The sequence below is a fragment of the Epilithonimonas hominis genome, assembly GCF_003730015.1.
In the GTDB taxonomy this organism is placed as follows: domain Bacteria; phylum Bacteroidota; class Bacteroidia; order Flavobacteriales; family Weeksellaceae; genus Epilithonimonas; species Epilithonimonas hominis.
This window is the reverse complement of record NZ_RJTU01000086.1, coordinates 1-21,027: the sequence shown is the minus strand read 5'-3', so window position 1 is coordinate 21,027 and position 21,027 is coordinate 1. Positions and strand designations below refer to the sequence as shown.

17 protein-coding genes are annotated in these 21,027 nt (G+C 32.2%); 12 read left to right on the top strand and 5 right to left on the bottom strand.

The genetic code is table 11. The annotated features are described in order from the left end of the window. The first annotated feature begins 108 nt into the window (after positions 1–108). Positions 109–816, top strand: coding sequence for a hypothetical protein (locus tag EGH73_RS13860; RefSeq protein WP_148041719.1), 708 nt, complete (start codon positions 109–111; stop codon positions 814–816). On the opposite strand, the gene EGH73_RS13855 is transcribed toward EGH73_RS13860, so the two are convergent. Further along, on the bottom strand, positions 805–1,206 hold the full coding sequence (locus EGH73_RS13855) for an AAA family ATPase (RefSeq protein WP_123282343.1): 402 nt from the start codon (positions 1,204–1,206) through the stop codon (positions 805–807). The two genes, EGH73_RS13860 and EGH73_RS13855, sit on opposite strands and share 12 nt — an antisense overlap. Positions 1,207–1,212: 6 nt before the next feature. On the opposite strand from EGH73_RS13855, the gene EGH73_RS13850 reads away from it, so the two are divergent. Continuing rightward, positions 1,213–2,580: a hypothetical protein gene (locus EGH73_RS13850; protein ID WP_123282342.1), complete on the top strand. Its 1,368-nt coding sequence runs from the start codon at positions 1,213–1,215 to the stop codon at positions 2,578–2,580. 826 nt (positions 2,581–3,406) lie between these two features. Here EGH73_RS13850 and EGH73_RS13845 read toward each other — a convergent pair. Beyond that, positions 3,407–5,116, bottom strand: a complete 1,710-nt coding sequence (locus EGH73_RS13845; RefSeq protein ID WP_123282341.1) for an ATP-binding protein — start codon at positions 5,114–5,116, stop codon at positions 3,407–3,409. A gap of 865 nt (positions 5,117–5,981) precedes the next feature. Between EGH73_RS13845 and EGH73_RS13840 the strand changes: the two genes are divergently transcribed. From EGH73_RS13840 to EGH73_RS13830, 3 genes are read left to right on the top strand one after another with little or no spacing between them, the layout of a single operon-like run. After that, on the top strand, positions 5,982–8,258 hold the full coding sequence (locus tag EGH73_RS13840) for a DUF5977 domain-containing protein (protein WP_123282340.1): 2,277 nt from the start codon (positions 5,982–5,984) through the stop codon (positions 8,256–8,258). A gap of 9 nt (positions 8,259–8,267) precedes the next feature. Further along, positions 8,268–11,867: a DUF6443 domain-containing protein gene (locus EGH73_RS14250; protein WP_245985546.1), complete on the top strand. Its 3,600-nt coding sequence runs from the start codon at positions 8,268–8,270 to the stop codon at positions 11,865–11,867. A gap of 11 nt (positions 11,868–11,878) precedes the next feature. Beyond that, positions 11,879–12,220, top strand: a complete 342-nt coding sequence (locus EGH73_RS13830) for a hypothetical protein (protein WP_123282339.1) — start codon at positions 11,879–11,881, stop codon at positions 12,218–12,220. Between the two features lie 78 nt (positions 12,221–12,298). On the opposite strand, the gene EGH73_RS13825 is transcribed toward EGH73_RS13830, so the two are convergent. Genes EGH73_RS13825 through EGH73_RS13815 form a run of 3 tightly spaced genes read right to left on the bottom strand, consistent with a single transcriptional unit; the run spans position 12,299 to position 13,211 of the window. Beyond that, positions 12,299–12,595: a type II toxin-antitoxin system RelE/ParE family toxin gene (locus EGH73_RS13825; protein WP_123282338.1), complete on the bottom strand. Its 297-nt coding sequence runs from the start codon at positions 12,593–12,595 to the stop codon at positions 12,299–12,301. Further along, complete coding sequence (locus EGH73_RS13820) at positions 12,592–12,837, bottom strand: addiction module protein (protein WP_123282337.1); 246 nt, start codon at positions 12,835–12,837, stop codon at positions 12,592–12,594. The genes EGH73_RS13825 and EGH73_RS13820 overlap by 4 nt, the downstream gene beginning before the upstream one ends. Further along, a complete protein-coding gene (locus tag EGH73_RS13815) occupies positions 12,837–13,211 on the bottom strand; it encodes a helix-turn-helix domain-containing protein (protein WP_123282345.1) in 375 nt (124 codons plus the stop codon). The genes EGH73_RS13820 and EGH73_RS13815 overlap by 1 nt, the downstream gene beginning before the upstream one ends. A gap of 147 nt (positions 13,212–13,358) precedes the next feature. Here EGH73_RS13815 and EGH73_RS13810 point away from each other — a divergent pair, with 147 nt between their 5' ends. The 7 genes from EGH73_RS13810 (at position 13,359) to EGH73_RS13775 (ending at position 20,626) form a co-directional block, all read left to right on the top strand. Then, a complete protein-coding gene (locus tag EGH73_RS13810; protein ID WP_123282336.1) occupies positions 13,359–15,668 on the top strand; it encodes a CHC2 zinc finger domain-containing protein in 2,310 nt (769 codons plus the stop codon). A gap of 60 nt (positions 15,669–15,728) precedes the next feature. Then, positions 15,729–16,553, top strand: coding sequence for a tyrosine-type recombinase/integrase (locus tag EGH73_RS13805; protein WP_123282335.1), 825 nt, complete (start codon positions 15,729–15,731; stop codon positions 16,551–16,553). Next, entirely contained in the window at positions 16,525–17,388 is an 864-nt protein-coding gene (locus EGH73_RS13800) for a tyrosine-type recombinase/integrase (protein WP_123282334.1), read from the top strand. Before EGH73_RS13805 ends, EGH73_RS13800 begins: the two co-directional genes overlap by 29 nt. An 855-nt stretch (positions 17,389–18,243) precedes the next feature. Continuing rightward, entirely contained in the window at positions 18,244–19,134 is an 891-nt protein-coding gene (locus EGH73_RS13790; RefSeq protein ID WP_262605972.1) for an RHS repeat-associated core domain-containing protein, read from the top strand. A 1-nt stretch (position 19,135) separates the two neighbouring features. Then, a complete protein-coding gene (locus EGH73_RS13785; RefSeq protein WP_123282331.1) occupies positions 19,136–19,570 on the top strand; it encodes a hypothetical protein in 435 nt (144 codons plus the stop codon). A gap of 28 nt (positions 19,571–19,598) precedes the next feature. Next, the gene (locus tag EGH73_RS13780; protein WP_148041718.1) at positions 19,599–20,138 is read left to right on the top strand and encodes a hypothetical protein; all 540 of its coding nucleotides are present in this window, start codon (positions 19,599–19,601) and stop codon (positions 20,136–20,138) included. Between the two features lie 242 nt (positions 20,139–20,380). Further along, positions 20,381–20,626 carry a hypothetical protein gene (locus EGH73_RS13775; RefSeq protein ID WP_123282329.1) on the top strand — a complete coding sequence of 82 codons (246 nt, stop codon included), beginning with the start codon at positions 20,381–20,383 and terminating at the stop codon, positions 20,624–20,626. Positions 20,627–21,027 lie beyond the last annotated feature (401 nt).

The following is a 21,027-nucleotide window of genomic DNA, read 5'->3' as shown; positions in this document are numbered from 1 at the left end:
TGCCCACTTTGGAATACAAGGGCGAAAATTCTTTCTCAAAATAATTCCAATCTATTTTTTCTGAAAGTAGAACAAGTTCATGCTCGTGGTCAATAAAATCCACCAACATTGGGCGGAATAATTCTGGCTTCTTTTCTGGATTTTTCCCCAACATATTTGCAAGGTTTTAAAGGACATGGTGTAGTAAATGAGCTGAGAAGCCTATACTCCGATGAAAACTCAGCAACATTAATATTAGAAGATGTAATTAGTCATGGCAAAATTAAAATATATCCTATTAACTTCCCAGACTATTTGATAAGTGAAGAGCTCGGGAAAAAAAGTGGGATATTAAAAATAACTGCTACTTTGTGTTTTAAATTTTTACCTATTAAAAATAATCAACTTTCTTATAATCCAATACATATGGCATTTAGTATCTTCAAAAATCAAACTGCTGAAGATATAATGAAACCAGATAATATCCTTAGATCGAAATTGAGAAATAATCTCTCATGGTCTGAAAATGGAAGATTTGTTTCGAAACCTTTACCATATTCAAACAGTCAAAAAATTTCTCTCAGCGTTAATGTTACAGATCTTAAAAAAGAAGAGTCTACATTTAAGCTGGCTATTCATGCAAAGTTATCAGAACAAATTGTTGGAAGCTTACCAGAAAATTATCCCGCAGAGTTTCCTTTTTCCTTAGTATTGACAATTGAAGAAACTATAAAGGATAATAAAGGAAAACTGTATGACGAAATACAGCTAATTAATGATGTTGTAGTTATTAATGATCTTGATACGATTTTGGAGGCTGATGACTTAAATGTTTAAAGAATGTTTCTCTACTTCTACTAAGTTTTTCCAAATAGATGTACTTATCTGTGCTGAAAGAATTTTGTTAATTTCTGACGCAGCAAAAAGTGAACGCTTTATTGCGGTAATTAAAGTTTTTTGAATGCTATAATATGATAAACCAACAGCAGCTTTAATTATTTTATTAGCGACTGTTTTATTATCAAATTTAAAATTACCATTTACTAAAATCAGATCAATTAATTTCTTAATCTCACTTTCATTAGGAAGTTCGAACCCAATAATATTATCAAATCTTCTCAGTAGAGCTTCATCTAACATATCTTTTTGATTGGTGGCTGCAATAACTATACTACTTTGAGGTAGGTAATCAAACAGTTGAAGAATAGTATTAACCACTCGTTTCATTTCGCCATGATCTTGGCTATATCAGAGAATGCTATAAAATTTATAAGTAAAAATGAAATAGTTGAACTGGATAAGCAGAAAATAAATTTAACGAGCGTCTCAAACAAAGATAATTTTGAAGACCATAGATTTTTATTTCTTGTTTCAAGTAATTATATCAATGACCGTGATTCCGATGTAAGAGGAGAACTTAAAATTCCAACAAAAGATACTTTTAAAAAAGATTTTAATATCTTCCAAGAGGAAGAAATAATGCTGGAAGATATAGAAGAACTTTCAAATGGAACTATAAGAGATGCATACCCCGAAATTCAGCAAAAAATTGAAGAGAAACAGCAAGAGATAGAAGAGCTTAAAGAAATGTTTCTTTTGAATGATGACGTATTAAAAGAAATTTCCATATCTCTTAACGATACCGAAGAGAGCATACTTGAGAAGTTTTACGTTGCTGAATCAAAACAGATAGCCAAATCTGATTCAAGGATAAAAAAACAAGTTGATCAGTTAGATAATTTAGACCCGACTTCAAAAGACTATCAAGAAGACTTAAATCTATGTATAAACAAACTTGTAAAGGAAATTCCATTACAGAATCGAAAAGCACTTACACATTACGTTGCCAGAAGAAAACTAGTTCTTGATTTATTTGATAAAGTTCTTGAGAATAAACTTTCTGTCCAAAATAGCAGAGAACGTGCTAAAACAGAGGCTTTGATTCATAATTTGATTTTCAAGCAGCACACACAAAATAGAACTCCAGATTCAAGTGATTTGTGGCTACTTAACGAAGATTTTATATTATTTGAAGGATGTTCTGAATCAACATTAGAAACTGTTAAAATTGATGGGAAAAAGATTTTTAGAGATGAGCAAGATTTGACCGAGGAAGAACGTAACTTTAAAAATTCTCTAAAGGAAGATAGATATGGGAAAAGACCTGACATTTTATTATTTCCAAAAGAAGGCAAATGTGTGATTATTGAATTAAAATCTACTGATGCAAAAGTCTCCGATTATATAAATCAAATTCAAAACTATGCTACTCTAATAAGAAATTTCAGTACGGATGAATTTGAGTTTACAACCTTTTACGGTTACTTGTTTGGTGAGCAGATAGATACTTTTGATGTTCGTTCGAAGGATTCAGATTTTAAAGAAGCTACTTTTTTCGATTATCTATACAGACCAGCAAAACCTATATCGGGCTTTTTTAGGCATAGAAAAAATCAAGATGGCACAATCTATACTGAAATTATGAAATACTCTACTTTGTTTGCAAGGGCTAAAAATAGGAACGATGTATTCATCGAAAAATTAACGCAAAATTTTATAACCGATGATTATACTGATGATGATAAAGATTTGCCGTTTTAAAATTTCGATTTTATGTTAAATTACAATTACTTAAATCAGCAATAAGTTCTTTAAAACAAAATTCTAATTGATTATCCTTAAAGATGAATATTATGTGCGTGCAATTATCAGAATAATTTTTGGAGAATTTTTAAATTTCTTGGAGAATTGATTTTCCAAAAAGATTTTATAAATAATTTGTAATGCATTACAAGAAGAAAATTCTGAGAATTTTCTCTCAGTATTTTTTTAAAATAATTCTTGGAGAATTTCTCAATTTCTTGGAGAATTGATTTCCGAAAAGGATTCCGTAAATAATTTTGTAATGCATTTACAAGAAAGAAATTCTGAGATTTCCCCAAAGAATTTTTCTATCCTTAATTTTTTTCAAAATAAATTTTTGGAGAATTTCTCAATTTCTTGGAGAATTGATTTTCCAAAAAGATTTCCTAAATAATTTTGTAATGGATTTACAAGAAAGAAATTCTGAGATTTCCCCAAAGAATTTTTCTATCCTTAATTTTTTTCAAAATAAATTTTTGGAGAATTTCTCAATTTCTTGGAGAATTGATTTTCCAAAAAGATTTCCTAAATAAATTTGTAATGCATTTACAAGAAGGAAATTCTGAGATTTTTTTCTCAGGATTTTTTTCTCAGGATTTTTTTAAATAATTCTTGGAGAATTTCTCAATTTCTTGGAGAATTGATTTCCGAAAAGAATTCTGTAAATAATTTTGTAATGCATTTACAAGAAAGAAATTCTGAGATTTTCTCAAAGAATTTTTCTATCCTTAATTTTTTTCAGAATAAATTTTTGGGAAATTTCACAATTTCTTGGAGAATTAAACTATAATTTCGATCTCAAATCTTCAACCACAGTATTCACTAATAATTCACCTCTAAAATCTTTATAAGAATCAGCAAGAAAATATTTTGTTCCCCCTGCTACACCCTCTGTAATAAGAATTTCATCATCCTTAAGTTTACTAAGCAAATATTTGATTTGGTTTCTGTTCAAAGATTTTTTTAAATACTGCTCTATTTCCCCTATCTTCATTTTTCTTCCTTGTAATATCAATAATATCATTTCTACTTCTGTAACGACATATTTTTTGCCAATCAGCTGCATTTCACCTTCTAATTTGTGGAAATCGTCAGCAAGTATATATTTATTAGTATGCGTAGATACAGGTCGTATCAAATCTTGTGAAAGTAATTGGGTCACAATATTTTCTTTTAAATTAGCAAAAATACCCTTTCTTACCTTGTACAATGTGATAATTTGCTCAACACCTAATTTAGGTTCTTTATCACTATGTTGATATTCATTAATGAAAATATGAAAAGCTTTATCTGCTATTTGCGAATATAAAATTAAAGTTACCTGAAACATATCGGAAAAACAGTAATCCGGTTCTGGCTTGCCCTCCGATAAGGTCAGTGAAAATATTTTATCTACTCCTTGTCCACTTCTTTCAACCAAACCTGTTTTTTCTAAAATATCAGTGAGTAATCGGCTTCTGGGAGTACTACTTACAGTCAATATGTTCTCTATGTTTACTCCTTTAGGAAATCCACCGGGATTACTTATGATAATTTTGCTAGGAAATTGTTTAATAACTACCTCGCTTGCAATAGAATAATCACGGTGTGCCACAGCATTTAATACAGCCTCTCTAAGAACAGCCTCATTAAAATCATAGATATCATAAATGTATGCTCCGTTTTGTATTGGATGCTTTCTATTAAGAAGGGGCTGATTAATTAACTTCCAAACCTGGTCTATTGACTTATAAAGAGGTTCATCAATCACAATCCTATTATCGAAGTGTATTTGCGACTCAGACGACCGGTACTCCCAAATGATTTTACATTGAGGCAAGTGTATATTAAGCGCTTCTTTTTTTGCTAATAAAATGAGACACGCATAATTGAACCCAGCCTCTGTATTCAATTTTAAATCAGATAGAATTTGAGTTTTACTAAGTTGTGCAAATAGTGGATTTCTTTGTTTAATGGTATAACTATCTTTCAAAACAGAAAATGCTTCGTCATCAATATCATCTAAAGAAAAACCATTTACAATTTTGGCAGAAAAATCAGGTTCCTGTTCTGATAATATTGCGAACATTTCTTCATCACTCATATTTCGCAAACTATCTCCTACTCTCATTAATGGCACACCTTCGAATTTCAACATTTTGCCAATTGGTCTTGAAGGAATATGGGAAACCAACACTCTTAATCCATTTTCATCAAATAATTCTTCAAGACGAACTCTAATTTCCAATTTCTCATACACGCCATCTTCCAATTCTCCAAGCTTGCCTTCAACAAAATTACTCCCCACCACATTATGAGGATAAGAATCATCCATTCCAAAAATTAATTTACCCCCGCCTTCATTGGCTAATGCCACGATATAACCCAAATAGCATTTTCTGCGGTTCTCTTGTTCTTTGTGAGAACCTCCATTGTAAGGAAAATTATTTTTAGCCTCTTTAAATTCTACTTTATCTTCCGACTCTCGCAGGTACTGTAATTCAGGTATTGTCATAAAACATAATGTTCTACACAAAAATATTAAAAATAAATTGGAGTTATTGAAAAAGCAGTGAAAGATGAATTTTTAATTCCAGGAAAAAAATAATGATATACTTGAACTTCTTGTTAAAAAGAAAAATATTGGCAAATGTAATTAGACAGAATATGAATTTTAAAATCCCCTTTTATTTCCCCTCTAAAAACAAAAAAAGAATGATAATCAATGATTAACAGTCTTTTTAAGTACCCCAGACGGAACTTTTATTTGTAAAGACAGTATAGAATTCATTCGAGTTTTTTATTTAGCCTTCAGTAAGAGTGTAGATCGGTTAATAAATTTTTGGTAGATGGTTTCTATAGGAAAAAAGTTAAAGGCCACAAGAGACCTATACTATAGACAAAACCACTTCCTTCAGTTATAATAATAAATATTTGTCTAAAGTGTTTTCAGAGAAGAGAACTTTGATATATTTAATAGTAACACCTAATCTAGCACCTGAAAATAAAAAACCCTGTAAATCAGAAATGTACAGGGTTTTAAGTGGAATTGGAGAGAGTGGAACTCTCTCTCCATATTCGGATGTGCAAGACTGTAATGAAAAAGAAAGTGAGTTGATTTTCTTTATAGAAAAGTAGTATTATTTTTGGCAATAAATTTGATTTGATACCCATCCGAAAAAAAACACAAAAACTAGCCCTTAGTAAGTTGGTTTTGTTACACCAGTAGAGAGGACTTTCCTACGGCCAAACTTTCAGAAATTAAAGTTAGAAATAATATTAATATTGATGTGAAAAAGATAGCTTTTGATTACAGTTATTCAACAGCTGTAAACAGCACATTTTACAATGCTCCATCTGATCTGTTTGACGAGAACAGAATGCGGAAAAGACTTTTCTTAAAAAAGTTAAGTATCAATCAAAATGAAAATTTCACATTTAGCTATAAAAACGAGTTTCTGCTTCCAAGAAAAGATTCTTATGCTGTTGACTATTGGGGATATTATAATGCGGGAAATAATAACAAAACATATTTTTTAAATCCTGTGGATCTAACTAATTCTACTTTACCGATAACGGATGTTAACAATAATAAAAAGGTAGCGGATATCAATTATGCTACAGCAGGGCTACTAGAAAGAATTAATTATCCAACCCAAGGTTCATCGATCTTTACCTATGAATCAAACTCAGCAGACAATTTATTTTCAAACTACAATCCATCTACAATAGGTACAGGTAAAGGGGTTAGGCTTAAGAGTCAGACTAATACTGATATACAGGGAAATTTGGTTGAAAAAACACGGTTTATTTATGAAGAAGGTTACTCTACCAATCCGTTGGATCTAATAACTGCATATACAACTAGATTTATACAAGCTAATAATCATCATATCTTCGGTACGGAGGTAATTTCAACGAACTCTACTAACAATTATAGCACTTCTCCTTTGTCTTCTGGTGATATTGTTGGCTATAAAAAAGTTATCAAAATACAGGTAGATAGTTTCGGTAATGATAAAGGTAAAATTATTTCTAGTTATAGTATAAATCCTGATGTTTTTTACCATTTTTTTCCATATCAAGTTCCAGTTTCAATTCCCCGAACTAAGGCAGCAGGTTTAGAAAGCGGATTGCTTTTATCTCAAGAGTATCTAAACAACAATAACCAAGTTATACGCAAAATAATTAATGAATATAATACTAAATATTCTGATATTTATTATGGTACCATGTTTACTCCTGTTAATGAATATTTATATATATGCGCTAATAGAACTAACGGTCCTACTGCTGACTATGGGTTTAAACCTCTTTCTGTAGTTTCCCATTTCCCAATTTTTTCAAAAGAAAGTTTGCTGTCAAATTCTAAGACTACAGAATTTTTTGAAGGGAAAGAAGTGATAAACACTTTAAGTAATACTTATGATAACAACAATTTACTAACGCAAAAGTCGATTTTAAATTCTACTCAAGATCAACTGTCTGAAAGCTATTCTTATTCTTCTCAAATACCAAGATTTACACAAGTAAATATTTTGTCTGAGCCTACAGATAAGATTGTTTATAAAAATGGGAAACAAATTTTTCGACAGGTAACAAATTATGATAATACAGATCATTTTAATCCAACTTCAATTGTAACAAATAATGTATCAAATGGTACTATATCTATAGAAGCAACTTATAATTTATATGATACAAACAGACTTTTACAATATACAAATAAGGAAGGAGTACCAGCAACTATAATTTGGGGATATAAAGGTACTCAGCCTATTGCATATATTCAAGGTGCTACGTATGCACAGGTGATGCAGACTTTTGGATTAAATGGTAATGATAGTACTTCTTACAAATATCTTGATATCGTTAAGAAGTCTGATCTGGATATTGATAATAATAGTGAAGCTATGCTTATTAGTAAACTTAGTGAATTCATGAATAATACGGAGTTTAATGATTTTAAAATTACTACTTATGTGTATGATCCATTGATTGGTGTCAAAACGATTATCCAACCATCTGGGATAAGAGAATTCTATAAATATGATTCATTTAATAGGCTGGAAAGTGTAAAAGATGGTCAAGAGAAACTTATTAAAGAACTTAGATATAATTTTGCACCACTTAGATACTATAATAACCAAGCAAGCCAAACATTCACCAGGAATAATTGTGGTACTTCGGGTATTCCGGGAATATATACCTATACTGTATCAGCAAACCAATACAGTTCTACAGTAAGTCAGGCAGAAGCTGACCAGTTAGCTCTAAACGATATTAATACTAACGGACAAATTATAGCTAACGCTAATGCAACATGTACTCCGATTAGCTGCAGTATTATCAAAGGTGCTGGTCTCGTCAATTTATCCTATACTTCAATAGGAATTAGTTCTAACAATTCAAATATGTATAGGATTCAACTGGGCTTTCTTCTGGATTCAGGATTACCATGGAAAACAAGTGGTGTTGTCATTGGTAGAATAACAGGAAGCTGCGTACCATCAACTTTAAGAAATAGTTCTTGTTATTATGGGGGAATTTGGTCACTTACGATTAATACCAACGGAGATATTCTGGCAAAAAAAATTGATGGAAGTGACAATTTTGGATCCACTATGAATTTAGATTTTACCCTTTTAATTAACTAATGCTCAGTCATGAAAAAACTAATAATCCCAATCAGTTCGCTGTTTGTTTTTGGAATAGTAAATGCTCAGGCAACCAACGCCGAGAATTATATACAAAGCACAACTTATCTTGAGCCAGTAACAATATCAAGCTCAACAGCAAAACAAATAGGAACTGTCCAGTATTTTGACGGTTTAGGCAGGGCTAAACAGATTGTGAATATAAAAGCATCACCTACCGGAAAAGATTTGGTGAGCCATATTGAGTATGACGGTTTCGGCAGGCAGGTTGATTCCTGGCTTCCTGCCCCGATGAATACCTTGAATGGCGGCATTCAAGCAGGCGTAAAATCTTCAGCCACGACGTATTATGGTGATAACTTTGCCTTTGGTCATTCCAATCTCGAAGCATCACCTTTAGACGGGGTTTTATCTCAGGTACAGCCCGGCACGGAGTGGCAAGCCCATCCTGTCACATTTAATTACGATGCGAATGTTGACGGAGAGGTGAGAAAGTTTACAGCTACATTTAACTATACCACTTTCGAATCGCAACTTACTTTATCACCTTCGTATGGTAGTGCCCGGTTATACAAAAATACGGTAACGGATGAAGACGGAAATACGACCATTGAATATAAAAATGGTCAGGGCCAGGTTTTAATGGTAAGAAAGGCAATCAGTGCCACAGAAAATGCAGATACTTATTATGTTTACAATGATTATGACCAGCTGGCTTATGTCATTCCACCTTTAGCAGTAGAAGCGGTTAAAAGTTTAACCACGGGTACATTTCCTGATGTAACATTAAACAATCTTTGCTATCAATACAAATACGACGGTAGAAACCGTCTTGTTGAGAAGAAGCTTCCGGGAAAAGATTGGGAATATATGGTGTATGATAAAGCAGATAGACTGATTGCAACACAGGATGCTAATTTAAGATCAGGCTCCAAATGGCTTGTCACAAAATATGACAAATTTGGTAGAGTAATCTATACAGGAATTATGCCTCTTCCAAATCAAACCCGTGCAGGATTACAAGCTATAACCAATAATTTCGTAATTACTGAAAACAAAAGCGCACAAGGTTTTACCATGAGCGGAATGCAGATTTATTACACAAACGATTTATATAATCAGATAGATACGATATTATCCGTTAATTATTACGACACCTATCCTCCATCTACGCCGTCATTTATCCCTACAGTCAATAATTTACCTTTGTTGACAGATGATTCAAGTTTAAATGTAAGTACCAAAAGTTTACCGGTAGCGTCATATGTAAAAAACATTGAGGACGACAACTGGACAAAGAATTACACTTGGTATGATCAGAAAGGAAGACCGATCGGAAGTCATTCCATTAACCATTTGGGAGGTTATACAAAAACAGAATCAGAGCTTGATTTTTCAGGAATGGCAAAGATGGTTGTTACAAAACATAAAAGACTGGATAGTGATCCGGAAAGAGTAATTACAGAAAATTTCACCTATGATCATCAGAACAGATTAAAAACCCATACCCATCAGGTTGATAGCAATCCTATGGAATACCTTGCGCAGAATGAGTATACCGAGCTTTCACAGCTAAAAAACAAAAAAGTGGGCGGTACGAGCTTAGGAATCGGGCTTCAACAAGTAGATTATACCTACAACATTCGTGGTTGGTTGACCAATATCAATGATCCTGCAGATTTAAGCAATGGGGATCTATTTGGATATAAAATCAAATATAACAACCCAGCCAATATCACTGCTGCACCAGGAAAGTACAATGGCAATATTGCAGAGATCGATTGGAAAAACTCTTCCGAAGATCTTTTGAAGCGCTATAACTATGAGTATGATCATTTGAACAGGCTAAAAAACGCTTTTTATAATGAGCCAACGACAGGAAACAGTACTTTTTTTGATGAATATCTGACCTATGATTTAAACGGAAATATCCTCAGCCTGAAGAGAAATGCTCCACAGGTATTTTCACCTACGGCAACAATGGTAGATAATCTGGATTATATCTATGAAGGAAACCGTCTGACTCAGATAATTGAAAACCAGCAGAACAGTACAGGTTATGAAGGCGGAAATAATCTGATCAGTTATGATCTGAATGGTAATATGACTAATATGAAAGATAAAAGTATCCAAAGTATCAGTTACAACTATCTCAATCTACCTAATAATTTTTTTGCTCCTCAAACCAATATGTCTGGACTGATGGTTCCTATTTATATTAACTATCTTTATAGAGCAGATGGAGTAAAGCTTCGTAAATCGTATATTAGTGGTGGAGGAAGAGGTCAGTCTACGACTACAAGTATGACTGATTATTTGGATGGCTTCTATTACAGTTACGAGGAAACGGTAGCACCTTGTCAATGGTGTCGTACTGAGTTTGCATTTGAGGAGCAAGCCTATCAGAAGAGAGACATCATCTTTGATCCGGGTGGTGGTATCAAGCCTCCTTTAGCACCAATCTGGCGATTAAATTTTGTACCTACAGCAGAGGGCTTTTACAGCTTTGCAGAAAATCGTTATATTTACCAATATAAGGATCATTTAGGCAATGCCAGATTAAGCTATGCAAAAAAGATTGATGGATCATTGGAAATCACGGATAAAAATGACTACTATCCATTTGGGCTTAATCATATCGGAGGATCAAAAAGCTTCTTGGGTGGCTATCAAAATTACAAGTACAACGGTAAAGAACTCCAAGAAACGGGAATGTATGATTATGGGGCGAGATTTTATATGCCCGATATCGGAAGATGGGGAGTGATTGATCCGCTGGCGGATATGACAAGAGATTTGTATGGTTATGCTTATAACAATCCTATTTTCTTTAATGATCCAACTGGGATGTTTGGAGAGGAAGGAGGGAAATGTCCTCCAGATTGTCCTGAATTTGGAAATGGTGGCAAAGAGACATTGATTGAAGAAGTTGTTATTAATAAATTACCTTCTTCGGTTCAGAAAGCGAATGCTTATTATTCCAATATGGTTCCATATGAATTTAATAATTCTGGAGGTGCTCAATTTAATTATACTCGACCAAACATTCAACCTAATAATTCCTTTGATCCTTCAAAATATTGTGGACATTGTAATGATGGCCCGATGGTTTATATGGGACCTTCTGATGTTTTAGGAATGCTTGCTGAAAACTTTTTAGGAGAGATTATTGGACAGGATGAAGCAAGTGTTGTAATGACCGCAGCAAGTGTCGCCTTATTTGCATATGGAATTAAAGTTCAAAAGAGTCCGAATCTTTGGAAAGTGGGAAATTATAATAAATTAAAAGGGATAGAGAAAGGATTGGACGCCCATCACGCTGGACAAGGTGCATTAATGGAAAAATTTGTAGAAGGTTATAATTACAAAACAGCCCCTTCAATTCTAGTTCCCGCAGAAGGTCATAGATTTATCGGTCCCAATGGTATTGTATCTAGAGTAACAACTGGTGAAAAAGTTCCTACCAATGCTAGAGAAGTTGTAGCAAGAGATATTTTTGAACTAAGAAGAGTGTATGGACCACAAGGTATTTCTAATTCTTCTTTGCAAGAGCTCATACAGTTAAACAAAACTTCTTATCCAAATGCTTTTCAAAAAACAAAAAAATAAACTTAGTATTTATGAAACCAGAACAATTAGTAGAGATTTTAAATAGAGACGTTATAGAAGGAAATTTAGATTTATATCGAAATTTATTGGAAACGACGAATCAAGCCACAGACCCAGTATGGAAAGGTATACTCCCTATGTATATAAATTTAACAAAAAGTGAAAGAGAAATATTTTTAAGGTTTTTGAAAATTGTAGAAATTAATACATTGTCTCACGTGTTGGGGATATTAGATGGGACAACTTATGTAGATGGAATAGATGAAGATTTAATATTAACGACTAATAATGATAATAAAAAAATCAATGTATACTTACAAGATTTGTTTTTAGCACTTATTGAAAAAAAATAGTGACGCTGTTTTATCGTCAATAATTACATTTTAGAAGAAGTAAAGTGAAAACAAAAGCCAACTTTCGGGTTGGCTTTTTTATATCTCGTTAATTTTATTTTGTCCGCTGTGAGCGTGCAGAATGGCGAGAACTACGATGTTATTTTGGTCAATCGTATAATACAGATGATACGGGAATTGTTTTAGCAAAACCGTTCTTACGCTATCAGCATATTTTATCTCAAAACCTTCCACAGAATTTAGGATTTTGGTTTTCGCTTCCTCTATTCTATCGAGAAAATCTTCCGCCAAATTAGGATTTATTGAGAAATAATAATCCAAAGCTTCATCAATATCATTATCTACACGATCTTCGTAGAGAAATTCATAACTCATAATCCGTATTTTTCTCTCTTACTTTGGAGCAATTCATCAAAGTTTTTGGCATTTTGAGGGTTTTTGTAGTAATCTTCCAAACGTTCATCTAAAATTTTCTTGTGCCAATCAGGAATCTCAAAATCTTGCATTTCATCCTCTTGCAAGCCGTTATATTTTTCTTTTATGGATTGCCATTCTTCAATGGGGATAAAAACACCTGTTGTATTCCCTTTGCTGTCGTGTATGTATTGCAAGTTCATTATTTAGCAGATTGTAGGTTTTGTTCAAAGAAATTTTGGAATTTATTTTTAGTCAGCATTCCGTCAATAATACGATAAACTGCATTTTTATCTTCTTCGTCCAATTGAGAAATCAATTGTATTTTTTCATTAGCGGTTTTATCCAACACTTTCACTGGTGCAGGTATTTTTTTATCTTCAAAATGAATTAATTCATCTACAGTCATTTCGAAAAATTTAGCGATTTTATCCAAAGCTTCTACGGAAATATCTCTTTGTCCATTCTCAATTTTAGAATAATTAGATGCTTGCATATTAGCAATAGAAGCTACCTCCTTTTGCATTAACCCTTTTTCTTCACGTATTTTTTTTATGTTTTTACCTATACTTTCCATAGTGTTTTGCTTTGAGATTGCTTTACAAAAATAATCAAAACGGAAATTAAAAGCAATAAAATTATAAATAAGGAAAATTAAACTTTCCAAAATGACATTTATTTTATATTTTTGCGATTATCAAAATGGAATAAAATAATTTTCTCTATGGAAATCTCCGAAATAAAATCCCAGTTATCAATCTCAAATGTTCTGCATTACTACGGATTAAAACCTGATAAAAACGCTAAAATGTGTTGTCCGTTCCACGAGGACAAAACACCAAGTATGCAGATTTATTACAAAACACAAACTGCGTATTGCTTTAGTTCCAATTGCAAGACCCACGGAAAAAGTATGGATGTGATAGATTTTATAATGTATAAAGAAAATTTATCCAAGCACGAAGCCATCAAAAAGACTGAAGAGATTTTAAATCCAAGTTCGGGAAATCCAAAAATAAGCAGAGAGCAATTTTTAAATAATATGTTCCAGTATTTTAGAAATGCTATCAACAACTCCAAACCTGCAAAAGAATATTTAGAAAAAAGAAATTTAGATTTTACGAGATTGGAAGTTGGCTATAACTCGGGACAACTCCACCACGGAGAAAGGAAAACCGAAGAATTAATACAACAGTCTTTAGAAACAGGATTATTGATTGATAAAGGAATAATCGGAAGAACAGGAGAAAAAGCCTACAATGTTTTTGGGAAATGGGGAATTTGTTTTGCATTAAGAAATCAGAAAAACGAAGTTACAGGATTATATTTTAGAAGTACGTTGAACGATGATAAAACCAAGCATTTTTATTTAAAAGATAGAAAAGGAATTTATCCAAACTATCCGAAATCAGATACAAAAAAACTCATTTTAACGGAAGCAATTATAGATGCAGCTTCCTTACTTCAGCTAAAAGAAATCAGAGATAATTACAGTATTATAGCGTGTTTTGGCACAAACGGACTTACTGAAGAAATTTTACAATCAATAAAAAATTTAGAATTTTTAGAAGAAATTATTTTTTGTTTTGATAATGATGATGCAGGAAAAACCGCAGTAGAAAAGTATTCTAAAGAATTTAGAAATTATAAAGTCTCTACAATTGAACTTCCGAATAATGATGTAAATGAAACTTTACAACTTCATACTGAAGAAATATTTTTGGAACTTTTAGAAAATCGGAAAGATATTTTTCTTTCAAATGAAAAAGAAAATTTTGAAAAAATTACAGTTACTGAAGAAATCCAACAACCGACAACTAACAACCAACAACCAAAATCAGCAATAGAATTTTTAGAACAAAAGGATCTATTAAAATCTCTAAACCAACTCATAGAAAAATCGGGAATAATCGGGGAAGAAAACAGCAGATTATTGTTGTTTTTAATCACGATAAGTTACTTAAATAAAAGTCCATTACACGGAATTGTACAGGGTTCAAGCGGAAGCGGAAAAACGCATATTATCAGCAGAATTGCAGATTTAATGCCACAAGAAGACGTTTTGAGATTTACAAGAATTACAGAATCCAGTTTATACAATTGGGGCGAGTTTGACCTGTTCCAAAAGATAATTATCATTGAAGATTTAGACGGTTTAAAAGAAGATGCTTTGTATGCACTTCGTGAATTTATCAGCAACCAAGTTCTAAGAAGTTCGGTTACAATCAAGGACAAAAAAGGAAATAATAAATCCAGTCATAAAATCGTAAAAGGTCAGTTTAGTTCACTTTCTGCAACCACAAAAGGAGAATTGTATGAAGACAATATGAACAGAAGTTTTATCGTAGCAATCAACGAAAGCGAGGAACAGACGAAAAAAATTATTGATTATCAGAACCTAAAAAATGCCGGAAAAATTGATAGAAACAATGAGCAAAAAGCGATAGGATTTATACAGAAAATTGTCCGAAATCTTAAATATTATGAAGTAATAAATCCATACGCAATGGAACTTCAATTGCCCGACAAAGTGAAGAACAAAAGGCGTTTAAACGAAATGGTGCAAAGTATTATTAAGCAAATAACCATCTTAAATCAGTATCAAAGAAAACAAACTAATGACGGAAAATTAATCACAGAAATCGAAGATTTAGAACAAGGAATCGAAATCCTTTTTGAGAGTATTATTTTGAAGATTGACGAATTAGACGGAAGTCTGAGACAATTTTTAGAAAAACTAAAGAAACGCTTTGAACAAAGAGAATTTAACCGTTTTGAAGCAATGGAATATACAGGTTTTAAGAAAAGCCAATTACAAGTTTATCTGAACGAATTGGTACGGTTGGAATATCTAAAACAGAAAGGATTTGTAAACAAAGGGTTTACTTATAAAATTGGATATTCTGATGATATACAGAAAGTTAGACAAGAATTGAAAGACCATTTTCGTATGATAATAGAGAAACTAAAATCGGACGCAAGCGGAAGCAAAACGGAAACAAGAATTATTGAAAATCAATTAGTTATCCAATAAAAAACGCTTGTTTCCATTTTCCACAGAAAATGCAAAAGCAAAACAATCATACTTATAAAAATGAATGATGAAACAATCTTACAATTTAGAAAAGAATTACAGAATTTAGGATATTGCAAAACGGTTGTAAACTCTTATCCAAAGCAGATTACAAGATTTTTAAATTGTTCCCGGAAAGAATATTTTGAAATCCAAACCATAGATATTTTAGACTATCATAAAATTTTGCAAACTACTAAAAGCAGAGTAACAAAAAGGAATTTAAGCGAAAGCGGAATTGCAGGAAAAATGAGAGCCATACGAATGTATTTTGATTATCTGCAAAGAGTCGGTATCAGAAAAAATAATCCATATCAATTAAAAATAAAAACTCCAAAATCACAGGAAAGAAAGGTATTTACAAAAGAAGAAATCCAAAAACTATATAACAAAAGTAGTCCATTACAAACGATTATATTACACCTGTGTTATGCGTGTGGAATGCGTAGGAATGAAGCAGTAGAACTGAAAATAAACGATGTGGATTTAGAAAATGGCTTGCTGTATATCCGAAAAGGAAAAGGTAAAAAACGAAGAGTGATACCATTTACAAAACAGGTTCAGAAAGATTTTATTTTTTCAATTGAAAATAGAAATAAAGAAGAAAATCTATTGAATATTACAGGAAGCAGAATGTATGAAGAATTTAAAAAACTGTTAAAAAAAGCGGATTTATACAGACAGGGATTTACATTACATTGTTTACGACATACGATTGCGACACAGCTATTGGAGCAAGGAATGGAACTTGAGAAAGTAAGGGATTTTCTTGGTCATCAATATTTAGGAACAACCCAAATCTATACAAGAATCAACTATGGAACTGGAAAATTATCTGCAAAATGAATTATCTGAAGGAACTGTAAAAAACTATCTCTATGAAATAGAAAAGTTCAGAAAGCATTATAAAAATCCGGAGAAACTGAGCTATCAAAAGTTAATGGAATATGTGGAATTACTAAGGAAAAACTACAATCCACAAAGCGTAAAAAGAACAATCTATGCGATAAAAAAATACTATGATTATTTAGTAGAAACAAGAAAGATAAAAACCAATATCGCAGTAAATATCAAGATAAAAGACGGAAAAGAAAACCCGATACAATTACAGGAACTGCTCACAGAAAAAGAACTTTTAAAACTGTTAGAACCAAGACAAGAACGTTATCCAATACTCGAAAAAAGAAATCAAATTGTAATGAGTTTATTGGTTAATCAAGCCTTATTAGTCGGAGATATTGAGAAACTGAAAATCGAAGATTTAGATCTGAAGAATGCAAAAATAAAAGTTCAAAAAACAGGAATTACTAACGAAAGAGTTTTAGATCTGAAAGCAGAACAAATCCTTTTATTTTATCAATATTTACAAAATGATAGAGAAGTTTTAGCCAAAAACCAAACACTAAAAACCAGATACTTTTTACTCGGAAAACTCGGAACAAAAACCACAAAAGACGACATCAATTATCTCGTATCAACGTATCAGAAAGGCTTTACAAAGAAATTAAACTCTATAAAAATCCGACAAAGTGTAATAAAATTGAAATTGGACAACGGCGAAAACCTTCGGAAAGTTCAATATTTTGCAGGACACAAACACGCCGATACAACCGAAAAATACAAAGAAACTGGAATCAACGCTTTGCAAACTGCAATCAATCAATTCCACCCAATAAAGTGAAAAAATTGGAAGACGAACTTCGTCCCAACGCTTGCATTTTGATTAAATATCCCGCCCTCAATCCAAAAAAGACATTTTCGCCAACTGCTTTTCCAAAACTTCCCAGAGCTTTAAATGCCACAGCAAGTAACATAATCAAAATTATACGCAAGGCAGCCGCAAAACGTTGTTCTCCACTCCGTAAACTTCGCTGCGCACAAATCCCTCATTGCCTATAATTTGGGATTATGTAAAATGCTTTCCTTGCAAACGGGCAAAGCCCTTTTTGCGCCACCGCTTTTAGCCACCAACTTCCCCGAATCTTCCCAGCCACAGAAAAAGACTTTTTTGCCCAAGCTTCCCGGCCGGAATAAGGAAAAAATGCGCCAATGCTACGAAAGTCCTTCGATTGAAATTTAGCCGATAAATACAACGGAAATATTAAAATGTGGATAAAGCCGAAGCTAAAACCAGCACCGATTTTACCCACATTTTAACATTTTACAACAACAGCGACAGCAATAGACAATTAAACTTATTTTTTTCTTTGACCAACATTATTAGAAACAATAAGTAAAACAATCATTACAATACAAAAACAAATTATCTGTTCCATTTTATACATATTAAATTATTGTCGAAAGTTAATGTCAGAGTGAAAGAAAAAACGGGTTGCTCAAACTCATTGATTATCATATGTTTAAAATTTTGAAAACCTTATTTTTTTCAATTGAAAAGAAAAAATCTACACGGAATTTTATTTTTCAACTGAATTAAATTTTTATATTTGAAAAAGCGAGCAAGCGCAGACGTTCACAGTGAAAAGCCTCGCGCGAAAAAAACCGGAGTAGACAAATCCTGAAAAGTTGAGCGGGATTGTACAACTACAAGTACCAAGGACAAGAGTTGCAAGAAACTGGTATGTATATGTTTAAGTACAGAACATATATGCCTGATACAGGTCGATTTATTCAGTTAGATCCATTGGCAGAAAAATTTCCATATAATTCAACTTATGCCATCCAAGAAAATAAAATGGGAATGGGTATTGAATTGGAAGGATTGGAATTATTGCCACATCATTCCGGTTATTTTGCGATTAGTGGAAATCAAATGACCGTTAAGCAAGCACCTATTACACAAAGAGATTCTTTTGGAAGGCCATCTTTCAGAGCCGGGGATATTGGTTTGTCGACAAGCGGTTACAATCCTGGTGGAGCAAGAATAACTTCAGGGACTACAGGTCTGAAGTTGAACTCGTATAGATACGGCGGAGCGACAGGTTCTGATGCAAAAATGGAAAGCGTGAGAGGAGATGACCGACCTACCAATATCTGGACAAAAATGTATGATAAAGGAGCTGATAAAATGAGTAAGATATCCGGAGGAGTAAAAGAGTTGGTTAAGAACGCAAAAATGGCTATGGATATTCCGGAAGCAATAAAAAGTACAGACAATTATGTACAAGCAACTAAGGATATTAAGTCTATAGATTTTCAAGCTACTCAAATGGACCTTGCTATTGATTATGTAAATTCTAGTGGAATAAATATGAGTACTCAAACACGAAATGATGTTACTAATTATGTTTTTGACGGAACTTTACCAGCAGGAACAGATACGCAAAATGGACTTATTATACAAAATGGAACATCGATATTAAACTCAAACAATTTACCTATTCGCCCAACACCTGGGCAAGTACAAAATATGTTGGAAAACAAACAAAAAGAAATACAGAATCAGGTAAACAGTATTCCACACTAAAATGAAGACAATTAAATATATATCAATACTATTAATCCTTTTCAGTGTCAGTTGCTGTGTAAACCACAAGAAAAAGGAAGAGGAGCAAATAAAAGAAACTGTTCAAAAATTTTGGACAGCAGTCCAGAATAATGACGAAGCAAGATTCTTAAGCTTGGTTGATGGTGGTGAAGAATATAGATTAGCAATGTTAAACCAATTACACTATTTAAATAGAAATTATAGTGATATAAATAAAACTATACATTCTAAAGACATACAAATAAAAGATACAAATGAGTTAGGAAGTTCTCAAAAATGTGTAGAATATTTATTTGTAAAACCTAATTCTACAGTAGAACCATTAAGTGTAAAATTGTTTTTTTATAAATCTATAGGGTATAATAAAATATTTAATCTTCAGATGTTAGGAAATTTACCCGAATGGGAAAAGTAAGAGTTATGATTGAATTACATTAAGTAAAATGAAACATATAACAGGTTATTTAATAGTAAGTTTAATTTTAACATTATTGTCTTTTTTCTTAATAATTAGATGGGGTCATATTATATTTTGGATTTTATTTTATATAATAATCACAGTTTTTATAATGCTTTTAATAAGACAATTGGAAATTTTAAATTATATAAAAAAGTATCCTTTTAGAAATTATGACGAATCAAACCCATACTTTTCAGATGATGGAATTTTTAAATTTGAAAACAATGGCTTTTATGTTAAAAATCTAAAAACACAAGATTTTATAAAATGGAAGGATATAAATTTTATAATTGCATACAACGTTTTGCTTTTTGATACGAGTACTATGTTCTTAGAAATCCATACAAACGAAGGTGTTTTCAAGTTTAATGAGGAAACGTCAGGATGGTATCAATTAAGTAATAATATTAGATTAAACCTTTCCTGTATTAATAATCAGTGGAGAATGATATTATTCAACACTCCTAATAAGGAAGATAGAATTATCGTATATAATCGAAATGATACCACTCTGCATTTATAATACTAAATGCAAAATAGCAACGCCACTCATCTGAGTGGTGTTTTTTATTGTGTAATAATCTGTTGCAGATTATCTTTCATACGTTTGTTGGAGATCCTTATCTTTCATGGGAATTAGTAATCTTGACGCTTATCACGCTTCGTAAGACAGATTAGCAGCAGCGATCAAGAATAGTAATGCGGCTCTTGCCACAGAAAAGTTTGTAAAGAATCTTGCTTTTACAATTGGGACTTTCATGATGGGTGGGTAGTAATATTTTAGGTTCCGGAGGATGGGCAGCATTTGATTGGTGGTTGGATTACCAGGATCCCAAAGATCAAGAGGAAATACAAGTAGTGCAAATTGCGGCGATTGGATTTCAGTTAAAGCATGGAAATGTCAAAGGATTACAAAATTTAGTTAATGAGGTTGAAGAAGGTGCTAAAGTTTCAGGTTGGGTAAAAAAATCTGTTTTTAAATCACTAGATCCGGTAACGTATCAAATTTAGTGATGCTCTACTTATAAATCATTAACTTACTATAAATCAATTAAAATAATAATAGTAGATTTAGAAAATGAGAGTAGTTAATTCCTGCTCTCTTTAATTTTTGCAGAAAAATGATAGCTTAAATGATTGAAACTCATTATAGGTGTATCAAACTTAGTGATAGAAGCTTTTAACATTGACAAGATTAAAATCCAACAACAAAGTGTTTCAATGGAATAAAGCGCAGTTTCAGAATAAGAGAATAAGACGCCGAAGGTAATATGATCAAGATAATGATATAGGGATCTATAACATTGTCTATATGTTTCAACTACCTAATCTGTAGTTAGATTATAAAAAAAAAAATAATTACTGCGACACCATAAACTTTAGGGATCAAGATCAAAAGTTGGGGAGAAAAA